The sequence below is a fragment of the Pseudomonas sp. LjRoot277 genome (assembly GCF_964253845.1).
In the GTDB taxonomy this organism is placed as follows: Bacteria; Pseudomonadota; Gammaproteobacteria; order Pseudomonadales; family Pseudomonadaceae; genus Aquipseudomonas.
Map to the genome: position 1 here is coordinate 2631880 of NZ_CAXURI020000001.1, position 25485 is coordinate 2657364.

A 25485-nucleotide genomic window follows, 5' to 3' on the forward strand; every position below is an offset into this window, starting at 1 on the left:
TGCTCATTCGGGACATGAGGTGTCGGTATGCAAATCAAATGGCTGGATGATCTTCTGGCGGTCGCGGAGTGGAAGAATTTTTCTCGGGCTGCGGAGGTTCGCTGTGTGACCCAGTCGGCTTTGTCGAGGCGTATAAAGTCACTTGAAGAATGGGTAGGTGCAGAGTTGGTGGATCGTGGCACCTATCCTGTCCAACTGACCTCTGCTGGCCGCACATTTTGTGAAGAAAGCCGCGAAGCTTTGGCGGGGCTAATGATGCTGCGCTCAAGCCTTCGCGAGGTAGAGCGGATGCCCGGGCGATCCATCCAGGTCACTGCCGGCCACAGTCTGTCGATGACATTCCTGCCGAAATGGCTGAAGCAATTTCAGCAGCACAATGAGCAATTCAATGCGCGGGTCGTTGCCGCCAACATCCACGACGCGGTCATATCTCTGGAGGAGGGGAGTTGTGATCTGATGATTGTCTATCATCACCCCTTGGCACCCATTCTTCTCGATTCGGAAAAGTTCGGGAGTTTGACATTGGGTCATGACGCGTTTATTCCTGTGTGCGCACCTGACAGCGATGGGAATCCGCTGTATCCCTTACCGGGCACCTCCAGTAAAACAGTTCCTCACCTCGCTTATACAGCTACGACTTTTTTAGGTCGTGTTGCCGACATCGTAATAAAGAATGGCCCGACTGCATGCATGTTGGAGCGGTGCTACGAGGCGGATATGACAATGTTACTGATGCGAATGGCAGTCGAGGGTTATGGGGTGGCATGGTTGCCACAAAGCGCTGTCATTGACGAGCTTCAACGAGGTCAGTTGGTGAAAACGGGTGGTGATGAATGGAGCACGCGATTGGAGATACGCTCCTACTGCTCCATCACCAATGAGAACCCTACGATGCGCAACTTATGGAAAACCCTCGAAGGCGCTTCCCGCGATCTCCATGGCAAAACAGCCAGTTGATCTAAGCTCCCAGGCTCGAAAAACATCCCTCAAGTATGGGTAATGACATCTGCGCATCGGGTCATTCTGAAACGTCATCACCCGCTATTTTTTTGCGTGATAGCCCCCGGTGTCAGGATAGTTGTCGCCTGCTCGGGAGCGATTAATCGGGCAACAACATTCAATGCTTAACCGCTTCTGGGTTTACGACCACGCGAGCTTGGCTTCACCGGAACGCTTTTCCCATACTCGCTCCACCATAACGCGAGTGCCTCCATCGTTGGCCTAGGTCGATAATTGGAGATCAACATGTCCCGACTCAATGGAAAAGTAGCCATCGTCACTGGCGCCGGCCGTGGCATCGGCCGCGCTACTGCCAAGCTTTTTGCAGGAGAAGGCGCGAAAGTGGCCGTTGTTTCACGGACGGCTGAAAATGTCGCCGGTGTCGTCGCTGAGATCCAGGCAGCGGGCGGCATCGCTTTCGGAGTGGTGTGTGATATCGCCGACCCGGATCAGATCAAAAGCGCGGTGGAAAAGGTCGTTGCTGAATATGGCCGGATCGACATTCTGGTGAACAATGCCTTTGATCCCTCCGCCGTCTTCTCATCGGTTCTCGATCTGTCAGCCGAGCAATTGCAACGCAATCTGGAAATGGGGCCAATTGCCTATCTGCGGACGATGCAAGCCTGCTACCCACACCTGAAAGCCAGCGGGGAGGGTAGAGTCATCAACTTTGCATCGTTGGCCGGTGTCATCGGCTTGCAGGGTTATGCCCCTTACAACATGGCAAAGGAGGCGGTGCGTGCCTTGACTCGCTCGGCGGCAAGGGAGTGGGGCGCTGACAAGATCACGGTAAACAACGTCATGCCGGTGGCAGACACTTGGGGGGCTGCGGCAGATGTGCCAGCGCCTACCAACGCACTTGGCCGTTATGGATCGCCCGAAGAGGATATTGCGTCGGTCGTGCTGTTCCTCGCCAGTAAGGATGCACAGTTCCTGACGGGGTACAGCCTGACACCGGACGGTGGCCAAATCATCGACAGCGCACGCTGACGGTCACGTCCCACTTCCGAGTGTATTCTCCACCGAAACCACAAGACATGCCTTGGCGTGTCTTGTGGTTATTTTCAAGCAATGCTTACCGATGCAACAGGCTCCCGCGATGCTGCGCGTGCAGCCAGGAAGGCAAGGACGGCCGCCACGCCTAGCAAAGTGGCGCTCAATTCGAAGGTCGCTTGATAGCCGCTCGAGTCGAAGACCAGCCCGCCAACGGTTGCGCCAGACGCAATAGCGAGTTGGATGATCGCCACCATTAAGCCGCCTCCCGCTTCAGCAGCGTCTGGCAGCGTTCTCGCCAGCCATGTCCACCATCCCACGGGCGCTGCAGTGGCTACCAGTCCCCACAGGCCAAGCAAGACAGTCGTGGTTGCCGCCGAGCTACCGAATGAAACGAGCGCCAGTGCAATTACTGCCATCAAGATCGGGATGACGATGAGGGTTCGATGCAGGCCATTTTTCAAGAACGCTTCAATCAGGAAGGTTCCTGCGAGGCCCGCCAGGCCCAGGACGAGCAACATCAACGACAGCATGGAAACATTGACGTGCGTGACCGTTTCAAGAAACGGGCGCAAATAGGTAAACAGCATGAACTGGCCCATGAAAAATACGCTGACCGCCACCATGCCTAACGCAACCGGCGTGCTTTTCATTAGCTTGAAGACGTTGCCAGTGCCTGAATCGTTTTGCGATTTCATCGCTGGAAGGCTTAACAACAGCCAGACACAAGCAACTATCGCGACTGGAATGACGCACAAAAATGCGCCGCGCCAGCCAATCAGGGCGCCGAGAAAACTGCCCAATGGTGCTGCAATCACAGTCGCCAAAGCGTTGCCGCCGTTGACGATTGCCATGGCGCGTGTGACCTGGTCATCAGGCACAAGGCGCATGGCGGTTGCCGCCGACAGTGACCAGAAGCCACCAATCGCAACACCGATCAGCGCGCGCCCGATCATGAACACCCAGTAGTTCGGGGCGAACGCGACCACTGTTCCAGAAAGGATCATAAGCAGTGTCAGTGTAAGAAGCAGCGGTTTGCGGTCGACCCGCGCAGCCACCGATGCGATCAGAAGACTGGTGAACAAGGCAAACAGTCCCGAGATGGAGATTCCCTGACCGGCTTGCCCCTCAGTGATATGCAGATCTGCGGCAATCGGTGTAAGCAGGCTTACAGGCATGAACTCTGATGCCACCAGCACGAAGGCGGCGAGCGACATGGCAAATACGGCGCCCCATGATTTATGGGGCACTGGGAGGGTGTGATCAGTCATTGTTTGAATCCTGTATTGCGCGAAGCTTCGTAGCCCCGAGAACGAGGCTACGAGAGAAGCGATGCCCTGTCAGGACACCGATCAGGCTACTTCAGGTTGCTTTTGAAGAAGGTAGTCAACTTGGCGAAAGGAATGAGGTTGACCCGGTCGTAGAGATCGACGTGGTTAGCGCCAGGGATGATGACCAGTTCTTTAGGCTCCGCTGCACGCTTGTATGCATCTTCACTGTATTCACGGGAGTGAGCCTCGGAGCCGGTGATAAACAGAAGCGGACGTGGCGAAATGGTCTCGATGTCTTCGAATGGGTAGAAATTGTAGAACTTCGCATTGGTGGCCAGCGTCGGCATGGTGGAAGTCTGCGGCGATGCGCCGGCAGGGGTTACTTCGCCGCGAGGAGTGCGGTAGAAATCATAAAACTCATCGCCTATCGCATTGCCTGTCAGCTTCAACGGGGCACCGGCGGTGTATTTGGTAGCGCCGCCCGTGAATTCCACATAGCGTTGTTCTGCAGCTTCTGCGAGTGCCGTGCGTTTCTGCTCTGGGGTCGTCGAATTACCCAAACCTTTGCGATAGAGGTCGCCGTGGTTGTACATGCTGACTGTTGCAATTGCCTTCAGTCGAGGGTCGATCTTGGCCGCGCTGATAACAAAGGCGCCGCTGCCGCAAATGCCGATGATGCCAATGCGCTCACGGTTAACGAAAGGCCGTGTGCCCAGGAAATCCACCGCTGCGCTGAAGTCCTCTGCATAGATGTCCGGCGACACCGCTTGACGGGGCTGCCCTTCGCTTTCACCCCAGAACGAAAGATCAATCGCCAATGTCACGAAACCTTGCTCGGCGAGCTTCTGGGCATACAGGTTGGAGCTTTGCTCCTTCACCGCGCCCATTGGGTGCCCTACGATGATCGCGGGGCTCTTGGTCTTGGGATCCATTCCTTTAGGAATGTAGAGGTTCCCTACAACGTTCATCTTGTATTGATTTTTAAAGGTGATCTTTTCTGCGATTACCTTTTCGCTTTTGTAGAAGTTGTCAGCACCGTTAGACATGTCAGCCCCCATTGATGAGAAAGAGGCGATAAGCAGCCCCAGGGCAAGAAAGAATCTGTTCATTCGATATTCCTTACTTTTGGATGGTGTCCATTTGCGTTCTTGAATCTGAGGCGCTCAATCAACCAATGTGGAGTTGTCGATCACAAAGCGGTACTTGACGTCACCCTTGAGCATTCGCTCGTAGGATTCATTTATCTGGCCTGCTCGAACCAGTTCGATGTCGGCGACGATGCCGTGCTCGGCGCAGAAATCCAGCATCTCCTGTGTTTCCGGGATGCCACCGATCATCGAGCCAGCAATCGTTCGGCGTTTCATGATCAGGTTGAAAACGTTGGGTGAGGGATGCGGCGAGGCCGGTGCCCCGACCAGCGTCAACGCCCCATCACGCTTGAGCAGCACCAGAAACGCATCAAGATCGTGGGGGGCTGCGACGGTGTTGAGAATGAAGTCGAAACTTTTGGTATGTGCAGCCATTTCTTCAGGGTTGCGCGATACGACGACCTCATCGGCGCCTAATGCCTTTGCCGCCTCGCGCTTGGATTCAGAGGTGGTGAACGCCACGACGTGGGCGCCCATCGCATGAGCCAGCTTGATGCCCATGTGGCCTAGGCCACCGATGCCGACCACGCCTATTTTCTTGCCTGGACCGGCGTTCCAGTGGCGCAGAGGGGAGTAGGTAGTGATGCCCGCGCAAAGCAGCGGAGCGACGGCAGCCAGCTGTGACTCGGGATGGCGGATGCGCAACACGTAGCGCTCATGCACCACGATGTTTTGCGAGTAGCCGCCCAGCGTCCAGCCGGGTGCGTCCGGTGTCGGAAAGTTGTAGGTGCCGACCATTCCGTCGCAGTAGTTTTCCAGGCCTGTCTCACAGTCGTCACAGTGTTTACAGCTGTCGACGACGCAGCCGACACCGACCAGATCGCCGACTTTGAAATCCGCAACATGCGAGCCCACCTTCGATACACGGCCGACAATTTCGTGACCTGGTACGCAGGGAAACTGCGTGCCTGCCCACTCGGCGCGCACTTGGTGCAAATCTGAATGGCAGATGCCACAGAAGGCGATATCGATCTGAACATCATGGGCTGCCGGCTCGCGGCGATTGATCTGCATCGGCTCAAGGGGTTTGTCGCCAGCGTGAGCGCCATAGGCTTGTACAAGCATGGGAGAGACCTCAAAGGATTTGTCGGATGGACATTTTCCCTGTCTGCCAAGGCTCTCTGTAGTGCATTTCGCTGGATTACTTGCCTGATTCTATGAGTCTCTGTTTTTTGGCAGGACGGTTGGGAGTTGGCGAGTTAGAGTTCAGTGAAGAGGTACAAGACGAATATGACGAACAAACCCAACACCAATCCTCAACAGACATCGCCACAAGAAAGGCTTGCGCAGATCATCGGCGCGCAGATCTCGAAACCAGGTGATTCCACAACGGCCATTACAGGCCTCGGCTTCTTCAGGCGCGAACATCCAGCACCGCCCATCGTCTGCATGGTCGAGCCAAGCATCATCCTCATCGCCCGAGGTAAGAAACAGCTCTGGGTAGGTGGCGAGGGCTACCCCTACGACACGTCGCGATTTCTGATCACCTCGTTGGACTTACCTGCCAATTCAGAAGTGCTAGCGGCAAGCCCGGAACAGCCATGCCTGGGGCTGACGTTGAAACTCGATCTGCGCATGCTGGCTGAGCTGATAGCGCAAAGTGACCTGCCGCCAACCCGTGATCGAACAGTTGCGAAGGGGGTAGGAATTGGTTCAGTAACCCCTGCACTGTTGGCGTCTTTCGAGCGCTTATTGGCACTGCTCGATGAGCCGGAGTCCATCCCTGTTCTTGCCCCGTTGATCCAGCGCGAGATTCACTACCGTCTCTTGCAGAGTGATCAGGCGAGCCGACTTCGACAAATTACGTCTGTCGATGGCCAAGGCTATCGGATCGCCAAAGCCATCGATTGGCTGAAGTTGAATTACGCCTTGGCGCTTCGCGTCGATGAACTGGCGGCCCGAGTGCAGATGAGCACTCCGACCTTCCATCACCACTTCCGTCAACTCACAACAATGAGCCCGTTGCAGTACCAAAAGTGGCTGCGACTGAATGAGGCAAGGCGATTGATGCTCAATGAACACCTGGACGTATCCAGTGCGGCTTTCAAGGTCGGATATGAAAGCCCGTCTCAGTTCAGCCGTGAATACAGCCGTCTGTTTGGCGTCCCCCCCAAACGGGATATTTCGGCGTTGCGAGGGCAGGGGTAGGACGAGGAGTTCAACTGGCTGCGTTGAAGCTTCGATTAAATTCAACGACGTCATGATGAGTAGGGTTTTTGGCGAATAGTGCAGGGAGTTGCGCATTGAACGCCTCTCTCTTCTGCGCGGCGGCACCCCTGACTGCGGCATTCAGCGCCGGGCGCATCTCTTCAGCGGTGTAATCGCAGCAGTACGCTGGCGTGCAGGGTTGTTGACGCCACGAGTCTTCCAGGCTGCCGCTGTCGACCGGCTCGAATCCAACTTCATCGACAAGTTGCATTACGAGACGTTTATGATTTTCATCGTCCCCCGCAACGGCTACGCCCAGGCGGCCTTCGGCGTCTTTTGGCTTACCAAGATTCTCTAGCGAATAAGCAAGAATATTGTTGAAGGCCTTGATTACCGGTCGGCCAAGCTGCTCGCTAACCCAGACGCTCTCCGTTTGACCATTTTCCAAAGCGGCGATGCGCTCGTCTCTCAGACCTGGGTAATAGTTACTGGTGTCGACCACTGGAGCCGAGGATGGCAGTGCGGCCAACAGGTTCTTTGGGAGAGCCGCCATAGCCGGCTGGGGAATGGAAACAATCACAGCATCGGTGCCGTCGAAGACATCTTTCAAGTCACAAGGAACGGCACCTGCTTCCTTGGCAAAGGCACTCACCGCCTCTTTTCCACGAGAGTTGGCCACACTGACTTCATGGCCAGCAGTGACAAGCCGGCGGGCAAGGGTTCCGCCGATAGATCCAATACCAACGATCGCAATTTTCATAATGCCTCCAGGGATTCAAAGTCCGAATACGTTAGTATCAGCACTGCAATATCCGCAAGAACCGACGTTTTAGTCTGTAACCCACCAAAAGGTAAGTGTCGATGGAGCGCGAGTGGGAATGTGAGAACCCTTTACGACGGCAGGCCTGGTCTGCCGCTATAAACGCTACGCTTCGCGTTCTGGAGGGCAAATGGAAAATTGTGATCATCAATGAGCTGATGGCCGCTAAAGGCCGACCGCTTCGGTTCTCCGAACTGGAGAAGCTCATTCCCGATGTCACGCAGAAGATGCTCATTCAGCAGTTGAAAGGGCTTCAGCAGGACGACATCGTTCAGCGCACCGTATACCCAGAGGTACCGCCGCGAGTGGAGTACGCGCTGACGGCGCTGGGTCATGCACTCGGCCCGGCTATGACGGCCCTTATAGACTGGGCTGAGCTTCGTCACCAGCACGAGGCAAAGGGGATGGAACGGTCTAGCGTTAGCGACAATGAACTTTTGGAACGCTAATGCGCCATGTTGGACGTACTCAAAAAGTCAGCCCGTTTCAAATCTGATCAACTGTGGTTTCCAAATGTTTGATTTGTGACTATATATATCATTGGTCACAATTTGTAAGTCCTCGATAGGGTGAGTAAGCTATTCCCATGAATCAGCCATCAATATCTTCGCCCGGCCCACGTGGCCCAGTCGATCACGACATTCGAGACCAGATTGTCGCGGCGGCCAATGAACATTTCAGTCAGTACGGCTACGCCAAAACCACGGTTTCCGACCTGGCCAAGGCCATCGGGTTTTCCAAGGCCTACATCTACAAATTTTTTGATTCCAAGCAGGCGATCGGTGAAGCCATCTGCGCAAATTGTCTGGCAGAAATCGTCGCTGCGGTGGCGCAGGCTATCAATGTAGAAGACCTGTCGCCGACGGAGCGCTTTCGACGTCTGGTCAAAACGGTGATCGCCACAGGTGTGAATCTGTTCTTTAACGACCGAAAACTCTATGACATTGCAGCGTTCGCGGCGTCGGAAAGCTGGCCCAGTACGCAGGCTTATGACGCACAGATCAAAGGCTTCGTGTTACAAATCGTGCGGGAAGGGCGAGAGATTGGCGAATTTGAACGCAAGACTCCACTGGACGAGACAGTAGAATCGATACATCTCGCGCTGCGGCCATTCGTCAATCCTTTGCTGCTGCAGTACAACCTCGATTTCGTCGAGGAGGCGCCCACGCTTACCTCCAACCTCATCTTGCGTAGCCTCATGCCTTGACCTTCGGCTTAAAGGTTTACGGCATACCCGGGTAAGCACCAGATCACCAAAACGGCTTTTCACTTTGCCCTTCTTCCCATCCGTCGAAGGGCATTTTATTTATCTGCTTAGTGACTGTTGACTGAAATGGTCACATGAATAAATATGGCGGTGTCGCTTCTACTGTTTCATCTCAGTGATACCCATAGAGTTCAAACAATGAAAAAAATAGTGCTCAAGAGCCCATTTGGCCTTGCTGTCGTGCTCGCATCCTCAAACGTTTTTGCAAGCGGCTTCGCTCTTAATGAACAAAGCATCAGTGGGATGGGATCCGGGTTTGCCGGTCGTTCCTCCTCCGCTGAAGATGCAAGCACGGTCTTCGGTAATCCCGCGGGAATGTCTCGCTTGAAAAGGGAGCAGGTCAGCGTGGGGGCGGCGACTCTTTTCGCCAAGTCCGACATAAGCCACACCCGCAGTACATTCGGAGGCCAGGAAGACGGCGACATGGTGCCCACCACCACTGTGCCTATGGGTTACTACGTCAAACCGATCGATGAGCATTGGGCGTTCGGTGTGGGTTTTTATGTACCTTTCGGTCTGATGACGGACTATGGCAGTGGTTTTGCCGGGCGTTACTACGCCAACAAAAGCGAGGTCACGACCCTTACGTTTCAACCCACCATCAGCTATGCCTTTAACGAAAAAGTTTCGATCGGGTTCGGTCCGACCATCAACCGTATCAGCGGTGAGATATCAGGAATGGTGCCCAATCCACTCAGTCCTGGTCGCAATGACGGAAAACTCAAAAGCACTGGTGACGACACGGCCCTCGGTTTCAACGCCGGTATCCTGGTGCAGGCTACAGACCGAACCCGTTTGGGCATGACCTACCATTCCAAGGTCAGTTATCAATTGGATGCCAAGACCAAGGTCACTGACGGCACCTTTAGCGTGTTGGGGGTCAGTGGCCGGAGTTATGACGCTTCGCTGGATGTGGATACCCCAGAGTCAGTGGATTTCTCGGTGACTCATCAGCTTGATGATGACTGGACCCTTTACGTGGGGAGCACCTGGACTCGCTGGAGTCGCTTCAAAGAGTTAACCATCGAGAACACCGGTTTACCCCCTGTGTTGAGCGGCGCGCTGGGCACCATTACCGAAGAGCAGAATTGGCACGATACGTGGGCTCACGCTATCGGTGCGGCGTATCAACTGAATAACCAATGGGTACTTCGCGCAGGCCTGTCGGTTGATCAGTCGCCCGCCAACAACACCAACCGGGGACCACGTATTCCCACGGGCGACCGGAAGGTTGTCAGCTTCGGTGCTGGCTGGACGCCGGCGGACAATGTCACGATCGATGTTGCCTATTCCTACCTGTGGGAGGAGAGCGTTCAGATCAACGACACCTCGGCGACCAGAGGTGCATACAGTGCCAACTATAAAAACAGTGCGAGCGGGCTTGGGACTTCTGTGAGTTACCGCTTCTAATTGAGTGCTGTTACACGATAGATGTCCGGTCGGGAGTACGCGTTGCCTCCCGACCTTTAAGAACACATCTCGGACCTTTCCCCCTCAAGCTTCATCGAGTCGTCACCGTGACATCCCAAGGTTGCCAGCCACCACCGAGTGATTTGAATGCCGCTACCGCTGCTCGTGCAGATTCCGTTCGTGCTTGTGCCCGCGCATCGGAAGCCTGCAGCAGTGTCTCGTCAGCGTGCAGGACATCGATCAGGCTGGCCGTGCCTTTCTCATAAGCGATGAACGACGATTGTCGAGCCTGTGTCAGAGACGCTTCTCCCCCAGCGAGGGTGGTTGCTTGAGCTTCGCGATTCACCAGTGAGGAGAGCGCGTTCTCGACATCCTCGGTGGCGCGCAATACAGATTGACGGTAAGCGGCCAGGGTTTCGGCTTCCTGCCCCTTGGCCTGGTCGATCTGGGCGTTTATGCGACCGAAGTCGAAGAGTCTCCAGCGCAGTCCCAGTACGCCCGCCGACTGGCTGGCGCCACTGGTAAAAAGATTGCCTGCGGATACAGCGGTGGCACTCCCCAGCAATGCGCTAAGGGAGAACTTCGGGTAATACTCGGCAATAGCCTCCCCGATGCGTGCGTTTGAGGCCGCAAGACGGCGCTCAGCCACAATCAGATCCGGTCTGCGGCGCAGCAAATCAGCCGGAGTTCCCATCGCCTTCAACTGCGGCGCTACAGGAATGCTCCCCGCACTTGCCAGTTGCGTGCGGTGAGTGCCTGGTGGTGTGCCGAGCATGACATCCAGTGCATTCATGGCCGCATCCAGACCGGTCTGCAGGGCCGGTACTGTCGCTTGGACCTGCGCCAAGGTCCCCTCGGTCTGACGAACCTGATAGTTGGCGGCGAGCCCCTTGCTGTAGAGCAATTGGACTTTCTCTAGTAGCTCCTGCTGCGTTTTGACTTGTCGATTCGCTATGTCCAGCCGGGCCTGCAATCCGCGGACAGTGATGTAGATATCGGCGGTCTGCGCTGCGATAGCCAATCGTGTGGCCGCGACGCCCGCCCGGGATGCTTGATACTCGGCCAGAGCTGCCTCGCGTCCACGGCGCATGCCGCCAAAGACATCTGCCTCCCAGCTGGCATCGATGTTGGCCTCGTAGGAACTTCCGTACCGATCATAGCCAGGCGTTGAGTTCAACACCTGGCCGAGCGGCGTCTCGATTGACTGGTAGGAGCGCACGGCCTGTCCGCTGATGTTCCCTGAGGGGAGTAAAGCGGCATTTGCAGCACCTAGTCCGGCCCGCGCCTGTGTGACTCGCGCCGACGCCTGTGCCAGGTCCAGATTCTGCTCAAGCGCCTTGGAGATGAAGTCGGTTAGCACTGGATCGCCAAAGCCTTCCCACCAAGCTACAAGGCTGGTCGGCGTCGCTACACGCCGCTGTTCGACAGAAGGCTGACCCAAGTAACGATCCGAAAGCGGAGCGTCTGGACGATGGTAGTCCGGACCGACCGCGCAACCTGCCAATAAGCCGGCGCTGACCAAGAGAGCAATTGGACGGAGGGGAGGCATTGAGATTCCTTCAATAGAGGATATTTGTGACCATATTACTCAATAGTCACACCCTGTCAATTGAGGTGTTTTGAGCGAATTTTTGGTTTTCCTCATTGATAACGGTGGTTTCTGTGTTGAGCTTGAGAAGTTGGATGTTTCATGGTTTGTGACCATTGACACATATAGTCACTGGGCAGAGAATATGACGCTCGTCCTATTTTTAAGTAAGGGAACCTATGCGCCGGCTTCGACCTTTCCCCATTGCCGCTTGCTTGTTGCCTCTCGTCCTGACAGCGTGCGGTGATTCATCCATCGCTGAAGATCCGCGCACGCATGCCCCTTTGGTGAGGTCCGCTGCTGTTCAGGCTTCGTCCGACGTCTCGCGTTCCTTCACTGGTGTAGTGGCTGCCCGCGTCCAGGGCGACCTGGGTTTTCGGGTATCAGGCAAGGTGCTTGAGCGTCTGGTTGATACCGGTCAAACCGTTAAACGTGGTCAGCCGCTCATGCGCCTCGACCCAATCGATCTAGGGTTGCAGGCGCGAGCACAGCAAGAGTCGGTCACAGCCGCGCGAGCCCGAGCCAAGCAGACAGCAGATGACGAGGCGCGATACCGCAGTCTGGTTGCCGCAGGCGCTATTTCTGCATCGGCCTATGACCAGATCAAAGCCGCAGCGGATACCGCAAAGGCGCAGCTTAGCGCCGCTGAAGCGCAGGCTGATGTAGCCCGCAATGCTTCTGGTTATGCGGTGTTGTTTGCGGATTCCGACGGCGTTGTGGTGGAGACGCTCGCCGAGCCCGGACAAGTTGTCAGCCCGGGACAGCCCGTGGTTCGACTGGCGCGGGCAGGGCAGCGCGAAGCGATCGTGCACCTGCCCGAGACGTTGCGCCCCGCAGCAGGATCCACCGCGCAGGCGACGCTTTATGGCAATACCACGGGTGCAGTTACAGCGAAGCTGAGGCTGCTTTCTGACTCGGCCGACCGAATGACACGCACCTTCGAGGCGCGGTATGTGCTTGAGGGCGCGCTGGCCAATGCACCGATAGGTTCGACCGTCACGCTTCGGATCGCTGAAAGCACCACGCAAGGGCAGGGGCTGCAAGTACCGATCGCTGCCGTTTATGACCCAGGTCAAGGCGCTGGCGTGTGGGTCATCGCCGGTACACCGGCGAAGGTGGCCTGGCGACCTGTTCAAGTCCTGGGCTTGAGCGACGACTCAGCGCGAGTCGCTGGCGATCTCAAGGTCGGTGAGCCGATCGTAGCGTTAGGCGCACATCTGTTGCGCGAGGGTGAAGAGGTAAGATTGCCTCAACAGGATGACGCCAAAGTTGCCGGGGGTCGTCCATGAGCGAGGGTCGCTTCAATCTTTCCGCGATCGCCGTTCGAGAGCGCTCTATCACGGTGTTTCTGATCTTCCTGATTGCCGTTGCGGGCATCTTGTCGTTCTTTCAGCTGGGGCGTGCGGAAGATCCTCCGTTTACGGTCAAGCAGTTGACGGTCATTACCGCGTGGCCGGGCGCCACGGCGCAGGAGATGCAGGATCAGGTAGCAGAGCCACTTGAAAAACGACTGCAAGAACTGAAATGGTACGACCGCACGGAAACCTACACCCGTCCTGGCCTCGCCTTCACGATGGTGTCACTGCTCGATAGCACGCCGCCCTCGCAAGTGCAGGAGGAGTTCTATCAGGCGCGTAAAAAGCTCGACGACGAGGCCAGGAAGCTGCCGGCGGGTGTCATCGGGCCGATGGTCAACGACGAGTTTTCGGACGTGACATTTGCGCTTTTCGCCCTGAAAGCCAAAGGCGAGCCGCAGCGACTGTTGGTACGTGATGCAGAGTCGCTGCGCCAACAACTGTTGCATGTGCCGGGCGTGAAGAAGGTCAACATTATTGGGGAGCAGCCCGAACGTATCTTTGTTTCCTTTTCCCATGATCGGTTGGCCACCTTGGGCATCTCTCCTCAGGACATCTTTGCCGCGCTGAATAATCAAAACGTGCTCACGCCCGCCGGTTCGATCGAAACCAATGGGCCGCAGGTCTTCCTCCGCTTGGATGGCGCCTTCGATAAAGTGCAGAAGATTCGTGACACACCCATTGCGGTCCAGGGGCGCACGCTAAAACTCTCTGACGTGGCGACGATCGAACGTGGTTATGAAGATCCAGCAACCTTTCTCGTGCGTAACAACGGTGAAGAGGCCTTGTTGCTGGGGATCGTGATGCGTGAGGGCTGGAACGGTCTTGACCTTGGCAAGGCGTTGGACGCGGAGACAGTCAAAATAAATGAAGGCATGCCGCTGGGTATGACGCTCTCCAAAGTCACCGATCAATCTGTAAATATCGATTCGGCCGTCGGCGAGTTTATGGTCAAGTTCTTCGTCGCGCTGCTTGTGGTAATGCTTGTCTGCTTTCTCAGCATGGGCTGGCGTGTAGGTGTTGTGGTCGCCGCGGCTGTGCCGTTGACGTTGGCCGTGGTGTTTGTGGTGATGGCGGCCACTGGAAAGAACTTTGACCGTATTACCCTCGGCTCGTTGATTCTGGCGCTCGGACTGCTGGTGGACGACGCCATCATTGCCATCGAAATGATGGTGGTGAAAATGGAGGAGGGCTACGACCGCATCAAAGCTTCCGCGTACGCCTGGAGTCATACCGCTGCGCCGATGCTCTCCGGTACGCTGGTGACCGCTATCGGCTTTATGCCCAACGGCTTCGCGCAATCGACCGCCGGCGAATACACCAGCAACATGTTCTGGATCGTGGGCATTGCCCTGATTTCCTCCTGGGTGGTTGCGGTCGCTTTTACCCCGTACCTGGGGGTGAAGATGTTGCCGAACATCAAGAAGGTAGAGGGTGGTCACGCGGCCATCTACAACACCCCTAACTACAACCGCTTCCGCCGGATTTTGACGCGGGTCATCGCTCGCAAATGGCTGGTGGCTGGCACTGTCATCGCTTCGTTTGTCGTGGCGATCCTCGGTATGAGCCTGGTCAAGAAGCAGTTCTTCCCTACCTCGGACCGTCCCGAGGTATTGATTGAAGTGCAAATGCCTTATGGAGCCTCCATTGAGCAGACCAGCGCGACCACCGCCAAGATAGAGACCTGGCTGCAAAAGCAGGATGAGGCAAAGATCGTCACGGCCTATATCGGGCAAGGCGCGCCGCGCTTCTATCTAGCGATGGCACCGGAACTCCCTGATCCGTCGTTCGCGAAGATTGTGGTGCTGACGGACAGCCAGGAGGAGCGCGAGACCCTCAAGTTCCGTATCCGCGAAGCGGCGGCTGAGGGACTTGCCCCAGAAGCGCGTGTCAGGGTGACTCAGCTTGTTTTCGGGCCGTACTCGCCATTCCCTGTTGCCTACCGGGTAATGGGGCCTGATCCGTCAACGTTGCGCGAGATTGCGGGCCAGGTACAGGACGTGTTGCAGTCGAGCCCGATGATGAGAACCGTCAACACCGATTGGGGACCGCTGACGCCGACGCTGCATTTCGCTCTGGATCAGGATCGCTTGGAGGCGGTGGGGTTGACGTCAAACTCAGTCGCGCAGCAACTGCAGTTCCTGCTGGCCGGAGTACCGATCACCGCAGTTCGTGAGGACATTCGCTCGGTGCAGGTTGTTGGTCGCGCAGCGGGTGATATCAGGCTCGATCCCGCCAAGATAGAAGGTTTTACGCTGGTAGGCACGGCGGGTCAGCGGATTCCGCTGTCTCAGGTGGGAGAGGTCGATGTTCGTATGGAGGATCCGATCCTCCGACGTCGTGACCGCACGCCGACCATTACCGTGCGCGGCGACATTGCCGAAGGCTTGCAGCCACCGGACGTCTCGAGCGTGATTATGAAGGAGCTGCAGCCGGTCATAGACAAGCTGCCTGGCGGGTACCGGATTGAGCAGGCAGGTGCAATCGAGGAGTCGGGCAAGGCCGGTAAAGCGATGTTGCCGTTATTCCCGATCATGATTGCCATGACGCTGCTGGTCATCATTCTGCAGGTCCGTTCGATCTCGGCGATGATCATGGTGTTCCTCACCTCGCCATTGGGGTTGATTGGTGTGGTGCCGACACTGCTTATCTTCCAGCAGCCGTTTGGTATCAACGCTCTGGTCGGTCTAATCGCCCTTTCGGGCATTTTGATGCGCAATACGCTGATTCTGATTGGGCAAATCCATCACAACGCGCAAGAAGGGCTGGACCCGTTTCACGCAGTGGTCGAAGCCACGGTACAACGTGCCCGCCCGGTACTGCTGACAGCGCTGGCGGCAATCCTGGCGTTCATTCCGCTGACACACTCCGTCTTCTGGGGGACGCTGGCCTATACGCTGATCGGAGGCACGTTCGTCGGAACCATCATGACGCTGGTGTTCCTGCCCGCGATGTACTCCATCTGGTTCAAGATCCGTCCTGACAATACGGGTCAAACTGAAACAGCGAATAAGCAAGCAAGCCTAGTGGATAGGGCGCCACCCCGTCCTCTCGCCGTTCACCTGACCACAAAGCTTTAGCCATACCTGGGATGCCGTTTCCAGCTGAAGCTAAGCACTATCCGCTACGCGATGAAGTCGTACGTTATTTGGAGCAGTACGCGGACGCTTTCCAGCTACCCATTCGGCAGAACATACGAGTCCGGAAAGTGTATAGGGAGGATGGACTATTTTTGCTTCAGGCATCTGGCGGATTCAATCAGCCGTTCATCCCTTACATTCAGGGGCTGGAGAGTTTTCACGGGCAACGTTTACACAGTGCTGATTTCCGAAATGTTGACGGTTTCAGTGATCAACGAGTAGTGGTCATAGGTGCGGCCAACTCAGCGGTACAAATTGCCCATGAGTTGGCTCAAGTCAGCAGCGTCGTATTGGCGACAAGGGAATCGATTCGGTTTTTTCCGCAAAAGATCCTCGGTGTGGATTTTCATGCTTGGCTCAAGTGGACATGGATGGAGAAGACTCGTTGGCTGAATGACCAAAGTACCCCTGTACTGGATGATGGCACCTATCGTCGAGCTATAAAGCAGGGGATTTTTGAGCGCAAGGCAATGAAAGCCTGACCCGGCGCAACGGGAAGGCGGAGCACGTACCGGGTTTGTATTTTGTGGGATTACCGAAGCAGCGCAACTTTGCTTCGGCCACCCTTAGAGGCGTTGGGCCAGATGCTTCTCACATCATCCCTAGCTTGATGCGCTTCATTCACGATGCATCGCACCCCGTGTTCGCTTGATGCCGGGTATCGATTTTTTTTCCGCTCAACACTGCGTCTACCGGAACATCGTAATTACTGTCCTTTTTGCGTACTTGGCAGGCGCCAAGTGGCGACGAAGCACAGCAACAGAAACCCGCACATCACGCTAAGCAGTACCGATGCTCCGAAGCGGTGCAGAGCGTAAGCGGCGGCGATGCATTGAAGAGTTGCAGGCACCGCGGCGAGTGCTGCTTTCAGAAACTCCGATAGAAGCAGTCTGGGCGAGGCTTGCTCAGTTAAAAAGTGCGACTCTTGCTCGAAAGATGGTCGACCGTCGCGCTCAACTTGAAAGCCTAAGTCTTGAGCCGTCGACCATTGTGTCAAAGGGAGAGGGCGTTGCTTTCGCGCTCCGAAATGCCACCGATTATTTCAGTGCCATTGATCGAAGAAATGTCAGTCAACGTGTACTCAATCTGTATTACGGCACAATGTCGTTCGCATTTGCCGAGATGCTTGCTTCACCAGGTGGTCCTCAAACCCTTTCAGAGTTGGAGGCAACAACCAAAAAAGGGCATGGCCTTTATACCCATGATGGTATAGATGACCGATTTGAGAGTTCTTGGCAGCGTTCGATGACGTCCAGGCTGACGCAAGGCTTGCATCGTGGTCGCACTCAGTATTCTGCTCAGCTCGAAAAATAGTTTAAAAAGCAGTTAGTTATGAAATATTTTGGCTTTTCCGTTCCACGTAGAACTACGAAAAGCCAAGGGCTAAGGTATGGGCTGGGAGGTTTTTTACAGAAACAAGAAACGACAAAGCCCTGAAAAATCAGGGCTTTGTCGTATAAAAAGATGGCGGAGGCGATGGGATTCGAACTCATGGACCTGTTACAGTCGACGGTTTTCAAGACCGATATTCAAAGCCGCTGAAACCGGGGCCTGTAGCCCTTTTTCGTTACAGTACTTTGGTTTTTTGGCTCCTCTGTAGGCCGCATTCTACAAGGGGCCAAGTTTGAGTTTTGTAACAGGTTTTTGGCCTATTTTGACGGCTTTGCAATGGCGCCGATGCGGCGGTAAACGCGTTCCGTGATGTCGCCCTTGGTGTGCCCCAGAAGCAGGCTCGCGTCGGCGACATCGATGATTTCCGACGCAGCCTTTGGCCTGATGTCACGAAACTGGAAACTGCCGATTTTTTCAGCCAACAGAGTGTCGCCTTTCTCATCAGCCTCTTTCTTGGCTTTTTCCCTAGCCTTATCCCACCGATCGCGGAGCATCTTCGCGGTCATGCGCTTACCGCGCGCACTCACAATTAGGTAGCTGCAGATGTGCTGAGCATTGCGCTCAGCCATTTTCGTGATCAGCAGCCCCAGGCTGTTTGCCTCGTCACCATCGGTCATCTGGATTCGTAGCTTCTTGTGCGTCTTGTTCTGCTGCACACCCAAATATTTGCCCTCGACATCATCCTTCCTCATGACCAGAACATCTGCCGGCCGTTGCCCGGTCAGATAAGCCAGGTCCATCGCGTCTTTCAGCTCTTGAGCTGCCTTCTTGTAAACCGCATCCCACACCACGTCATTCGCGTAATAGTCTCTCGGCGTTTCCTTGTTTTTGCGAACACCCTGACAGGGATTTTCCTTCGTCGTCAGGCCCCACTCCCTCGCTATGTTGAACACGTGCGAGAGGGTCGCGATCTCGCGATTCGCCCGAACCTTTGCTGTCCGCGCATCCCGGTACCCGGCAATCGTAGCTGGTGTAATTGAGTCGATTGGGGCGCTGTCGAACATCGGCCGCAGCTGCTTGATCTCCGACAGATTGTCCTTTTGGGTGCGCGGCGCTTTCTTTGAGACGATGTCGCGGATGTACCTATCAAAGATGCCCTTCATGGTGCGCAGATCGAGCGGCTTTTCCTTGGCTTCGAGTTCTGCCCATTTGATCCTGGCCAGGTCCAGGTCTTTGCCCAATGGGATCGCCTTGCCGGTCAGGTCCAGGTAGTAATAGGCAATCCAGTCCTTTCCGCTTTTCCGTGGCCGCGTCCACTGGTACATCCGGGGCGGCAAATTACGTGTTTCGGTCTTGCGGGGGCGCATATCAGTTCACTCGCGAGAAGTCGGGCGTCCATGCCGGAGCTGCCGGCGGTGGGTTGGGGTCAGCGATGGCGGGGGAGATCATGCCCAGCTTCATGCGGGCATACATCCGCCCAACCAGTGGACGCTTGCCTCGGCTTTCAACGAACACCCAATGGCGATCTGTCAGCCAGCGCCGCTGGTAGGCCCGGGCCTTGTAGCCGGTGAGGTCCGCCAGCTCTTCGTCCGAGAGAATTTCAGTTTCCATAGAGGTACTCCATGCCGCGCGTGGCGGCAGAAGGTGGTTATCGGGCGAACTTGGCGAGTGCGGTGTCTGCGATTTTCATCGCTGCCTGGGCATCGTTCACATAGGCCGGATCAAACCCGCCGCACAGGTGGATGGTTGCTTGGCAGGCCCGGAGGTTTTCGCGAGTGAGTCTCAGCGCGGCGACCAGTTCTTCGCGGGCCTCGGCTTCACCTCGGGCGATGTCCCAGAAGCGTTGCTGCCACTGCCCGGGTGGTGGCGGGCTGCTGTTCTGCGCGCCGAACACCATCGCCCCGACAATGGAATCGCACAGGTCACGCTTGTAGGCGTTGTCGCCGTCGATGCTGGCGCCCATCCGGCGAAGGTTGTTGAGGGTCGCGTCGAAGTCTTCGCGGGTCATGTCGATCACGTTTTTGCTGAGAGCGGTGATTTCGGCTTTCGCGGCATTCAGGCGGTTTAAGTCCGCTTGCCAGCCGCAGCGCAGATACTTGGCGTCTTCAGCGTTCTGCTCGGCCATGGTTTTCCAGTGCTCGACCGGGGCCCAGGGGCTGACGATCACGATGCACTTTGCCATCGGCACCAATTCGTTTTGCTTGGCAGCCAACGTCTCGGCCTCTTCTTTGCTGGCAACCGCATAGAGATCGTCGGGGCCCTGGGCGTGCACGGCGTACAGCACTTCAATTTCTTCGGGCATACAGAATTCCTCGCCCGCCGTTCACCGGCAGGCTGTATGTGGATTAGTGGGTTACGCTGGAAAGCAGGCAACGTGAGTGTGCAAACGGTCTCTCATCATGGATGGATCAAAATGAAGCTGATTTTGGTTGTGCTTGTTGTTGGTCTGTTGGCTTGGGCGCTTTCCCCTGAATTACAGTCCTGGGCAGAGACTCAGCTATCGAATCCGAAAAGAACCTCCACAGTCGTGATTGCGAAGAAGCCCGTTGCGGCTCCATTCAAATGTGATGGGCGCAAATATTGCTCGCAGATGACCTCGTGCGCGGAGGCCAAAACGTTTCTGCAAAATTGTCCAGGAATGGAAATGGACGGCGACAACGACGGAATACCCTGTGAGACGCAGTGGTGCCGATGACTATTGGCCGTTCACCGGCAGGCTGGTAGGTGGAAGAGGGGTTAGGCTGTTGCTTTGGAGATCAGCTCGCAGTCAGCGGCAAGCTTCAGAAGGCTGCGGGTGGTCGGCCTGAAGCTGCCGGTGTCCGGGTAACATTCAAATTCATGACCTTCCGGGAACGAATTGAACGGACCATGCCAGGGCCAATTACTCTTCCAGTCCGCCCAAACGGTGTATGCGTCCTGACCTTCACCCCAATAGTCGGTGCCGCCGCCGACACTCCATACGTGGCTAACGCGGGTGCGCTGCTTGTACGCAAGCTCGCTCGGCTCGTCTTTGTCGATCCAGACGCCAACGAAAACCGATGAGGCAATATCTACCAGGCGCTTGCTGAGCTTTTTCTCGATGCGGGCTTTCATCACCGTGGCCCCGAGTAGATGAGCCAGGCCATGTAGGCGAGGGCGGGCGCTGTGAGCAGGATCATGGCGTCACCTCTTTGAATTCGATGCCTTGGCAGGTTTGAATCCCAGTCTTCGCCGGTTTAATTCCAAAGTTTGACAGACGCCCGGGGTGAAGCGGCAAACCACCGCTCATGGCTGGCGGCTTTGTGCCAAATACAGCCTTCGCGCTGTTTTTGCAATCAATGCAGCTTTGTACGCGGCTGTTGTATGATTTGTGAACTTGACTGGAGCGTTGGAGCAGTAAATGGATCTGAAAGATGGGGGGCTGGTAAAGGATTTTGAGCTCGATAGGGCGCGTTATGAGTCGTTCGCTGCTACCGTTAGCGGTCTGCTTGAACGATTGCTAAAGGCAGAAGAAATAGGCGTCCATTCGATATCTTTTCGCTGTAAGGAGGTTGCGAGTCTCGAAAAAAAAATTACTGCCAAACCATCATATCCATCACTCGCGCATATTACCGATTTAGCAGGGGTTCGAGTTATAACTCACTACTCAGATGATGTAGATCGAGTTGCATTATTGGTTGAGTCTGAGTTTTCGATTGATGCTGAAAACTCAATAGATAAACGAATTGCGCTGGATCCAGATCGATTTGGTTACTTGTCCCTACATTACGTGGCGTCTATGAATGCGGACAGATCTAAGCTCAGAGAATACTCTGCATTTAGGGACCTAAAAGTTGAGATTCAGGTCAGATCCATTCTTCAACATACCTGGGCGGAAATTGAGCACGATATAGGTTATAAAAGTACAGTTCAAGTTCCGCGTCATATTCGAAGAAAGTTTTCCAGGCTTGCAGGTCTGCTAGAACTTGCTGACCAGGAGTTTGTATCGATACGAACGGATTTGGATGTTTATGAGAGCAGTGTTCAGGCTGAAGAGAGTTCTGATGATGCTCTTCTTGATAAGATTACTTATACCAGCTACGTATTAAATAATGACGATTGTCGCGCCCTAGATGAAGTGGTAGCGAAGACTTGCAGGTATAATCTCGTGGAGATTATTGAAACTGAGAAGTGTTTAGCAGTTTGCGCTTTGTTGGAAATATCAACGCTTGGTGTTTTGGGGCGACACTTAATCGAGAATCGAACGGCTGTACTACAGCGAGCTGAGATTGTTGCGGAATCCAGAGCAGAGTTGCCATTTTCGGATATTGGTCGGGGCGTATGTGTGTTTTTCCTTCTCCAAGTGATTGTTGCCAGATCTCAAGATTTAGAGCTCACAAAAGCTTACTGTACGCTTAATGACTGGAGTGAGGAATTTGTAACTTATCTGATGGAGTTTGGAGCTACTTTAAATTCGAGAATTAATACTTGATTGCGAGAGCGTGACTATTGCGGCTGGGCAGGGAATTCATGGGCCTCTGAGGTAGATGCGCTGCATGAGGACACTTTCGGCGTGTAGGTCAGCGTGCCGTCGAGAATTGCCGCCTTGATGGCTTCGAACTCCCAGCACCAGTACTGCGAATCGACGTAAATCCGAAGTTCGCGGTAGTCGTGCTTCTTGCGCTTGAGGAACGCCTCGGCGGCGGCATAGGTGAAGTGGCAGTTGACGTACTCCCATTCCTCTTCCCAGCCGGTGACGGTGTGTTGGGGCAACTCGCCGAGCAAATGCCATTGATCACTAAGCTCTGCCTTCATGAACTGACAGCTGGCCCATTCCTGCATGAGCTTGTTCAATCTGGTTTTGGTGCGGTGATCGCAATCTTTCCAGTATTCCTGTGGGCTAAACCACTTCCAGTCATCGCAATAGACGACGAGCTTGTCGGTGTAGTCCATGTCCAGGCCGTAAATGATCTTGCGGTTCTCGACCTTGAACAGCGCGGCGCTGGTGCAGTGGTCAGAGACCCGTGGGCCGATGCAGTCATAGCGCAGGCGCTGGATGAAGTCGGCCCAAGTCGCGGCGTCGAGGCCGTTGCCGGCTGCCAGGCTCGGTGCAGGCTCAGCGATTTTGTTTTCTGTGGGCATGAGGATACCTCGCGGCTATAGTTCGCCATAAATCTTAAGGAGTTGATGTCGGATGTTTAAGGATCGAGTTGTTTGGGTCGGCTGTGTGGCGCTGTTCTTTTCGGGCGTTGTTTGGGGCGGGCTAACTATTAATATTGATTTTCTTAAAATATCTAACTTGCACGACTTGTTCGATATAGTTGGTGCCGTTGCAACATCTGTCGCGGTTTACATTGCGGCCACTTGGAAGAAACAGTTAGGTTCGTCAAGAGATTATGAGCATGCGCGGAAAGCAGCAGTAGTCGCGTTGAAATACAAAGAAAGCGTTGTTGATGTTTGGGAGGCATCGGATAACTGCTTGCTCCAAGAAAAAAGCGGCGAGTCAATGGATGACCGAATGAAAAAAATCGTGACGTTCACTGTTGAGGCTCGTCTCGATGTAGCGCAAAAACTTCGCTCGGAAATGCAAGACCTTTTGGTCGAGTGTCGGGCAATATGGCGCAACGGAATTGATGATGATTTATCTAAGGCTATCGCATTTGAATATTCATGTTCAAATTGCGTGAAAACCTACCTGATGATTATTAATCCTAGTACTAATCCGGTGACTGCTATCGCCGCACGTTTCTCGTTGATCAAGTTTCGAGAGAGGGCTGCAGAAACAAAACTGTTTACACGGGCGGATGCCGAACAATATGTGGAAAGATTATTTTCACCGATTAACGATAAGCTTGACGCAAAAATGAGGTGATCTCACGCGGCTTGTAACAACGCTTCAATGATACGTTGCCCTGCCAGTGGTGGCACTGCGTTGCCGGTCATGTGCATGGTCAGCCGGTGGTTGTCCGGGCGAAGGGTGTCGGCTGGGAAGGACTGTGCGGTCATCGCCTCGTTGGCGGTGATCATGCGCATCCGGTCGCCGTCGACTACGGCCCAGCGGTCTAGGGTGGTGATGGTGCCGATTGGACGATCTAGGCTGCGGCCTGTAAGGCCCGAACCCGAACCGTAATAGGGCATTACGAACCGCTCCCCAAAGCGCTCGCGACCATTCTTCACTCTGGTCAGAGTTGATTCTGCGCGGCCTGGTTTGATGATCGGCGACCAATTGCCGGCATCGAAGTCGATTATCTGGCTGGCCGGTACGTGTTGGTAGCGGGGCAGCTGCAAATGAAGTGGCGCTTTGCTGCGGGAGCAGACCATGAACAGGCGCACGCGGTGCTGCGGCACGCCGAGGTCGGCGCAGTCAACGATGTGTGGTGCCAACTGGTAACCCAAACAACGCATGGCGTCTGCCCAGGCCGGGTAAAGAATCCAGTTCATGAACTCAGGCACATTCTCAATCACAGCAAAGTCAGGACGATTGACCTCGGCATTCGCCACCGGTGCCCAGGCGGTCGAGCGGGAGTTGTCATGCTGAGGGTTGCCGGACTCCTTTCCCCGCGCCCTCGTGTGGCCTTGGCAGCAGGGAGAGGCCAGCATTACGTCATGCTTGGGAACATCCGCCCAATTCGCTTGGTGCAGATCCTGGCAGGCGTGGATCGTGTCCGGGTTGTTGCGGGTGTGCCACTCGACCGCGTCGGCCCAGTGGTTCGCAGCCCAAAGGACCTTCATACCGGCATCGACACCGCCGCGGGTCCAGCCGCCAAAACCGGAGAACAAATCAATTGCTGTGAACATAGGGGATCCTCGCCGGCTGGCGTGATTCGTTGATGTGGGGTATTTTTTGGTCAGGGGTGGCGTTATGCCATTTTATTGGTTGGCTAGGACGGCAGTTACATGGCGAAGAAAAACGAAGAAATTTCAGAGCCTGCAGCTCTGACGTGTGGTTTAGTGATGCCTATCTCAATGATTGATGGATGCAGTGCTGAGCATTGGGTTGAAGTGAAAAATATTATCTGTGACGCTGTTGGTGGGATTGAAGGGTTAACCTTTATTCCTAAGTTGGTGAGCGAGCAAGATGATGTCGGTGTTATACAGAAGAGGATTGTTCAGAATATTTACTCCTCGGATATAGTTGTATGTGATGTTAGCTGCAAAAATCCCAATGTAATGTTTGAACTGGGTATGCGGTTGGCGTTTGATAAGCCAACAATCTTGATAAAAGATGATAAAACAGACTTCTCATTTGATACTGGTGTAATAGAACATCTTGTGTATCCACGAGATCTACGATTTTCTCGTATTGTTAGTTTTAAGAAGTCGTTAGCGGAAAAACTCTATGCTACTTATCATGCTTCTGTAAATGACCCGAGTCATTCTACGTTTCTAAAGAATTTTGGAAGTTTCAAAGTTGCCGCTTTGAACCAAACGGAAGGCACTCCAGATCAGGTAATGCTGGATATGTTACAGGATATATCACGCGATGTGTCGAGACTCAAGCGAGCTGCGTATTCCAGCAATTCTAGAAAAATAACATTAGGTGATGAAAAGTTTGATGATATAAATTCTGCGGTTCAAATGTATAAGCATAACTTTGGATGGGCGGGTAATAATGTTGATTTGATAGGTAATGAACCTTTTTATAAATTTGTTGAGAATAGTATTAGTTTGCGGCCTTACAATTCTAGAGCGGATTTTATAACTTCAGTCGATGATTATCTAATGTCAAGCGGTCATTAAGATAGCAAGTGGTCTGGCGCGATGCCTTATTAATAGTCTCGCGCTTAAGGTCAACTAAATTTATTTTTATACTCTCTCCATTATCTGTGGCCTCAGCCTCCGCCTCAGATCGCTGCCTTCTGTGCATCGACGCGCTTTTTCTTCTGCTTGATGGCTTCCTCCGTCGGCTCCTGATGTTCCTCAGCCATGGCCTGCCTCTTCAATTCCGTGGACCGGTAGATCCAGCCATGTTTGTCGTCGGCGTTTGAGTTCTCCAGTCAGGCGCCGCCCTCCGTGACCGGATGCGGCAGTGATGTGTGTGATTTTGGCGTGCGCG

24 protein-coding genes and 2 pseudogenes are annotated in these 25485 nt (G+C 54.7%); 14 read left to right on the forward strand and 12 right to left on the reverse strand.

Going from position 1 to position 25485, the window contains the following annotated elements; all coding sequences use genetic code 11:
• The first annotated feature begins 27 nt into the window (after positions 1-27).
• Complete coding sequence (locus ACSQ87_RS12480; protein ID WP_223431538.1) at positions 28-957, forward strand: LysR substrate-binding domain-containing protein; 930 nt, start codon at positions 28-30, stop codon at positions 955-957.
• 167 nt (positions 958-1124) lie between these two features.
• On the opposite strand, the pseudogene ACSQ87_RS12485 reads toward ACSQ87_RS12480, so the two are convergent.
• A pseudogene (locus tag ACSQ87_RS12485) lies at positions 1125-1220 on the reverse strand (winged helix-turn-helix transcriptional regulator); the annotation flags it as partial.
• A 25-nt stretch (positions 1221-1245) separates the two neighbouring features.
• Here ACSQ87_RS12485 and ACSQ87_RS12490 point away from each other — a divergent pair.
• Entirely contained in the window at positions 1246-1989 is a 744-nt protein-coding gene (locus ACSQ87_RS12490) for an SDR family NAD(P)-dependent oxidoreductase (protein ID WP_436273609.1), read from the forward strand.
• Positions 1990-2063: 74 nt separating this feature from the next.
• Here ACSQ87_RS12490 and ACSQ87_RS12495 read toward each other — a convergent pair whose 3' ends face one another.
• From ACSQ87_RS12495 to ACSQ87_RS12505, 3 genes are all read right to left on the reverse strand, one after another.
• Positions 2064-3263, reverse strand: a complete 1200-nt coding sequence (locus ACSQ87_RS12495; protein ID WP_223431540.1) for an MFS transporter — start codon at positions 3261-3263, stop codon at positions 2064-2066.
• Positions 3264-3349: 86 nt separating this feature from the next.
• Positions 3350-4372 carry an alpha/beta hydrolase gene (locus ACSQ87_RS12500; RefSeq protein WP_223431541.1) on the reverse strand — a complete coding sequence of 341 codons (1023 nt, stop codon included), beginning with the start codon at positions 4370-4372 and terminating at the stop codon, positions 3350-3352.
• Positions 4373-4426: 54 nt separating this feature from the next.
• Positions 4427-5476 carry an NAD(P)-dependent alcohol dehydrogenase gene (locus ACSQ87_RS12505; RefSeq protein ID WP_436273610.1) on the reverse strand — a complete coding sequence of 350 codons (1050 nt, stop codon included), beginning with the start codon at positions 5474-5476 and terminating at the stop codon, positions 4427-4429.
• A gap of 165 nt (positions 5477-5641) precedes the next feature.
• Here ACSQ87_RS12505 and ACSQ87_RS12510 point away from each other — a divergent pair, with 165 nt between their 5' ends.
• Complete coding sequence (locus ACSQ87_RS12510; RefSeq protein WP_223431543.1) at positions 5642-6559, forward strand: AraC family transcriptional regulator; 918 nt, start codon at positions 5642-5644, stop codon at positions 6557-6559.
• Between the two features lie 10 nt (positions 6560-6569).
• Here the strand turns inward: ACSQ87_RS12510 and ACSQ87_RS12515 are convergent, their stop codons facing one another.
• Complete coding sequence (locus tag ACSQ87_RS12515; protein ID WP_223431544.1) at positions 6570-7319, reverse strand: NADPH-dependent F420 reductase; 750 nt, start codon at positions 7317-7319, stop codon at positions 6570-6572.
• A gap of 101 nt (positions 7320-7420) precedes the next feature.
• Between ACSQ87_RS12515 and ACSQ87_RS12520 the strand changes: the two genes are divergently transcribed.
• From ACSQ87_RS12520 to ACSQ87_RS12530, 3 genes are all read left to right on the forward strand, one after another.
• Positions 7421-7828, forward strand: coding sequence for a winged helix-turn-helix transcriptional regulator (locus ACSQ87_RS12520; RefSeq protein WP_263288617.1), 408 nt, complete (start codon positions 7421-7423; stop codon positions 7826-7828).
• A gap of 137 nt (positions 7829-7965) precedes the next feature.
• Positions 7966-8586, forward strand: a complete 621-nt coding sequence (locus ACSQ87_RS12525; protein WP_223431546.1) for a TetR/AcrR family transcriptional regulator — start codon at positions 7966-7968, stop codon at positions 8584-8586.
• Between the two features lie 198 nt (positions 8587-8784).
• Entirely contained in the window at positions 8785-10056 is a 1272-nt protein-coding gene (locus tag ACSQ87_RS12530; protein ID WP_223431547.1) for an OmpP1/FadL family transporter, read from the forward strand.
• Positions 10057-10147: 91 nt separating this feature from the next.
• Here ACSQ87_RS12530 and ACSQ87_RS12535 read toward each other — a convergent pair whose 3' ends face one another.
• On the reverse strand, positions 10148-11605 hold the full coding sequence (locus ACSQ87_RS12535; protein WP_223431548.1) for an efflux transporter outer membrane subunit: 1458 nt from the start codon (positions 11603-11605) through the stop codon (positions 10148-10150).
• A 218-nt stretch (positions 11606-11823) separates the two neighbouring features.
• On the opposite strand from ACSQ87_RS12535, the gene ACSQ87_RS12540 reads away from it, so the two are divergent.
• From ACSQ87_RS12540 to ACSQ87_RS12555, 4 genes and pseudogenes are all read left to right on the forward strand, one after another.
• Complete coding sequence (locus tag ACSQ87_RS12540) at positions 11824-12933, forward strand: efflux RND transporter periplasmic adaptor subunit (RefSeq protein ID WP_223431549.1); 1110 nt, start codon at positions 11824-11826, stop codon at positions 12931-12933.
• The gene (locus ACSQ87_RS12545; protein ID WP_223431550.1) at positions 12930-16079 is read left to right on the forward strand and encodes an efflux RND transporter permease subunit; all 3150 of its coding nucleotides are present in this window, start codon (positions 12930-12932) and stop codon (positions 16077-16079) included. The genes ACSQ87_RS12540 and ACSQ87_RS12545 overlap by 4 nt, the downstream gene beginning before the upstream one ends.
• Positions 16079-16791: pseudogene (locus ACSQ87_RS12550) on the forward strand (NAD(P)-binding domain-containing protein); the annotation flags it as partial. The gene ACSQ87_RS12545 and the pseudogene ACSQ87_RS12550, both read left to right, overlap by 1 nt.
• A 206-nt stretch (positions 16792-16997) precedes the next feature.
• On the forward strand, positions 16998-17453 hold the full coding sequence (locus ACSQ87_RS12555) for a hypothetical protein (protein WP_223431552.1): 456 nt from the start codon (positions 16998-17000) through the stop codon (positions 17451-17453).
• 335 nt (positions 17454-17788) lie between these two features.
• On the opposite strand, the gene ACSQ87_RS12560 is transcribed toward ACSQ87_RS12555, so the two are convergent.
• The 3 genes from ACSQ87_RS12560 to ACSQ87_RS12570 are packed head-to-tail and all read right to left on the reverse strand — an operon-like array spanning position 17789 to position 19479.
• Positions 17789-18838, reverse strand: a complete 1050-nt coding sequence (locus ACSQ87_RS12560) for a tyrosine-type recombinase/integrase (protein ID WP_436273611.1) — start codon at positions 18836-18838, stop codon at positions 17789-17791.
• 1 nt (position 18839) lies between these two features.
• Positions 18840-19082: a DUF4224 domain-containing protein gene (locus tag ACSQ87_RS12565; RefSeq protein ID WP_123368031.1), complete on the reverse strand. Its 243-nt coding sequence runs from the start codon at positions 19080-19082 to the stop codon at positions 18840-18842.
• Positions 19083-19119: 37 nt separating this feature from the next.
• Positions 19120-19479: a hypothetical protein gene (locus tag ACSQ87_RS12570; RefSeq protein WP_436275086.1), complete on the reverse strand. Its 360-nt coding sequence runs from the start codon at positions 19477-19479 to the stop codon at positions 19120-19122.
• Between the two features lie 405 nt (positions 19480-19884).
• Here ACSQ87_RS12570 and ACSQ87_RS12575 point away from each other — a divergent pair, with 405 nt between their 5' ends.
• A complete protein-coding gene (locus ACSQ87_RS12575; protein ID WP_150659097.1) occupies positions 19885-20166 on the forward strand; it encodes an excalibur calcium-binding domain-containing protein in 282 nt (93 codons plus the stop codon).
• Between the two features lie 41 nt (positions 20167-20207).
• On the opposite strand, the gene ACSQ87_RS12580 is transcribed toward ACSQ87_RS12575, so the two are convergent.
• Positions 20208-20564 (reverse strand): hypothetical protein, encoded by a 357-nt coding sequence (locus ACSQ87_RS12580; protein ID WP_436273612.1) that lies wholly within the window; start codon positions 20562-20564, stop codon positions 20208-20210.
• A 286-nt stretch (positions 20565-20850) separates the two neighbouring features.
• On the opposite strand from ACSQ87_RS12580, the gene ACSQ87_RS12585 reads away from it, so the two are divergent.
• On the forward strand, positions 20851-21921 hold the full coding sequence (locus ACSQ87_RS12585; protein WP_436273613.1) for a GTP pyrophosphokinase: 1071 nt from the start codon (positions 20851-20853) through the stop codon (positions 21919-21921).
• A gap of 14 nt (positions 21922-21935) precedes the next feature.
• On the opposite strand, the gene ACSQ87_RS12590 is transcribed toward ACSQ87_RS12585, so the two are convergent.
• Entirely contained in the window at positions 21936-22571 is a 636-nt protein-coding gene (locus tag ACSQ87_RS12590; RefSeq protein ID WP_436273614.1) for a hypothetical protein, read from the reverse strand.
• Between the two features lie 52 nt (positions 22572-22623).
• Here ACSQ87_RS12590 and ACSQ87_RS12595 point away from each other — a divergent pair, with 52 nt between their 5' ends.
• A complete protein-coding gene (locus ACSQ87_RS12595) occupies positions 22624-23301 on the forward strand; it encodes a hypothetical protein (RefSeq protein ID WP_436273615.1) in 678 nt (225 codons plus the stop codon).
• Between the two features lie 2 nt (positions 23302-23303).
• Here ACSQ87_RS12595 and ACSQ87_RS12600 read toward each other — a convergent pair whose 3' ends face one another.
• Positions 23304-24227: a DNA cytosine methyltransferase gene (locus tag ACSQ87_RS12600; protein ID WP_436273616.1), complete on the reverse strand. Its 924-nt coding sequence runs from the start codon at positions 24225-24227 to the stop codon at positions 23304-23306.
• Positions 24228-24326: 99 nt separating this feature from the next.
• Between ACSQ87_RS12600 and ACSQ87_RS12605 the strand changes: the two genes are divergently transcribed.
• Complete coding sequence (locus tag ACSQ87_RS12605) at positions 24327-25169, forward strand: hypothetical protein (RefSeq protein WP_436273617.1); 843 nt, start codon at positions 24327-24329, stop codon at positions 25167-25169.
• Positions 25170-25485 lie beyond the last annotated feature (316 nt).

Coding starts and splice junctions, on each gene's coding strand:
- ACSQ87_RS12490 (WP_436273609.1), top strand. CDS start 1,246: ATGTCCCGACTCAATGGAAAAGTAGCCATCGTCACTGGCGCCGGCCGT.
- ACSQ87_RS12515 (WP_223431544.1), bottom strand. CDS start 7,319: ATGAAAATTGCGATCGTTGGTATTGGATCTATCGGCGGAACCCTTGCC.
- ACSQ87_RS12540 (WP_223431549.1), top strand. CDS start 11,824: ATGCGCCGGCTTCGACCTTTCCCCATTGCCGCTTGCTTGTTGCCTCTC.
- ACSQ87_RS12525 (WP_223431546.1), top strand. CDS start 7,966: ATGAATCAGCCATCAATATCTTCGCCCGGCCCACGTGGCCCAGTCGAT.
- ACSQ87_RS12510 (WP_223431543.1), top strand. CDS start 5,642: ATGACGAACAAACCCAACACCAATCCTCAACAGACATCGCCACAAGAA.
- ACSQ87_RS12560 (WP_436273611.1), bottom strand. CDS start 18,838: ATGCGCCCCCGCAAGACCGAAACACGTAATTTGCCGCCCCGGATGTAC.
- ACSQ87_RS12520 (WP_263288617.1), top strand. CDS start 7,421: ATGGAGCGCGAGTGGGAATGTGAGAACCCTTTACGACGGCAGGCCTGG.
- ACSQ87_RS12605 (WP_436273617.1), top strand. CDS start 24,327: ATGGCGAAGAAAAACGAAGAAATTTCAGAGCCTGCAGCTCTGACGTGT.
- ACSQ87_RS12500 (WP_223431541.1), bottom strand. CDS start 4,372: ATGAACAGATTCTTTCTTGCCCTGGGGCTGCTTATCGCCTCTTTCTCA.
- ACSQ87_RS12600 (WP_436273616.1), bottom strand. CDS start 24,227: ATGTTCACAGCAATTGATTTGTTCTCCGGTTTTGGCGGCTGGACCCGC.
- ACSQ87_RS12480 (WP_223431538.1), top strand. CDS start 28: ATGCAAATCAAATGGCTGGATGATCTTCTGGCGGTCGCGGAGTGGAAG.
- ACSQ87_RS12565 (WP_123368031.1), bottom strand. CDS start 19,082: ATGGAAACTGAAATTCTCTCGGACGAAGAGCTGGCGGACCTCACCGGC.
- ACSQ87_RS12575 (WP_150659097.1), top strand. CDS start 19,885: ATGAAGCTGATTTTGGTTGTGCTTGTTGTTGGTCTGTTGGCTTGGGCG.
- ACSQ87_RS12570 (WP_436275086.1), bottom strand. CDS start 19,479: ATGACCCGCGAAGACTTCGACGCGACCCTCAACAACCTTCGCCGGATG.
- ACSQ87_RS12535 (WP_223431548.1), bottom strand. CDS start 11,605: ATGCCTCCCCTCCGTCCAATTGCTCTCTTGGTCAGCGCCGGCTTATTG.
- ACSQ87_RS12595 (WP_436273615.1), top strand. CDS start 22,624: ATGTTTAAGGATCGAGTTGTTTGGGTCGGCTGTGTGGCGCTGTTCTTT.
- ACSQ87_RS12545 (WP_223431550.1), top strand. CDS start 12,930: ATGAGCGAGGGTCGCTTCAATCTTTCCGCGATCGCCGTTCGAGAGCGC.
- ACSQ87_RS12495 (WP_223431540.1), bottom strand. CDS start 3,263: ATGACTGATCACACCCTCCCAGTGCCCCATAAATCATGGGGCGCCGTA.
- ACSQ87_RS12530 (WP_223431547.1), top strand. CDS start 8,785: ATGAAAAAAATAGTGCTCAAGAGCCCATTTGGCCTTGCTGTCGTGCTC.
- ACSQ87_RS12585 (WP_436273613.1), top strand. CDS start 20,851: ATGGATCTGAAAGATGGGGGGCTGGTAAAGGATTTTGAGCTCGATAGG.
- ACSQ87_RS12505 (WP_436273610.1), bottom strand. CDS start 5,476: ATGCTTGTACAAGCCTATGGCGCTCACGCTGGCGACAAACCCCTTGAG.
- ACSQ87_RS12590 (WP_436273614.1), bottom strand. CDS start 22,571: ATGCCCACAGAAAACAAAATCGCTGAGCCTGCACCGAGCCTGGCAGCC.
- ACSQ87_RS12580 (WP_436273612.1), bottom strand. CDS start 20,564: ATGAAAGCCCGCATCGAGAAAAAGCTCAGCAAGCGCCTGGTAGATATT.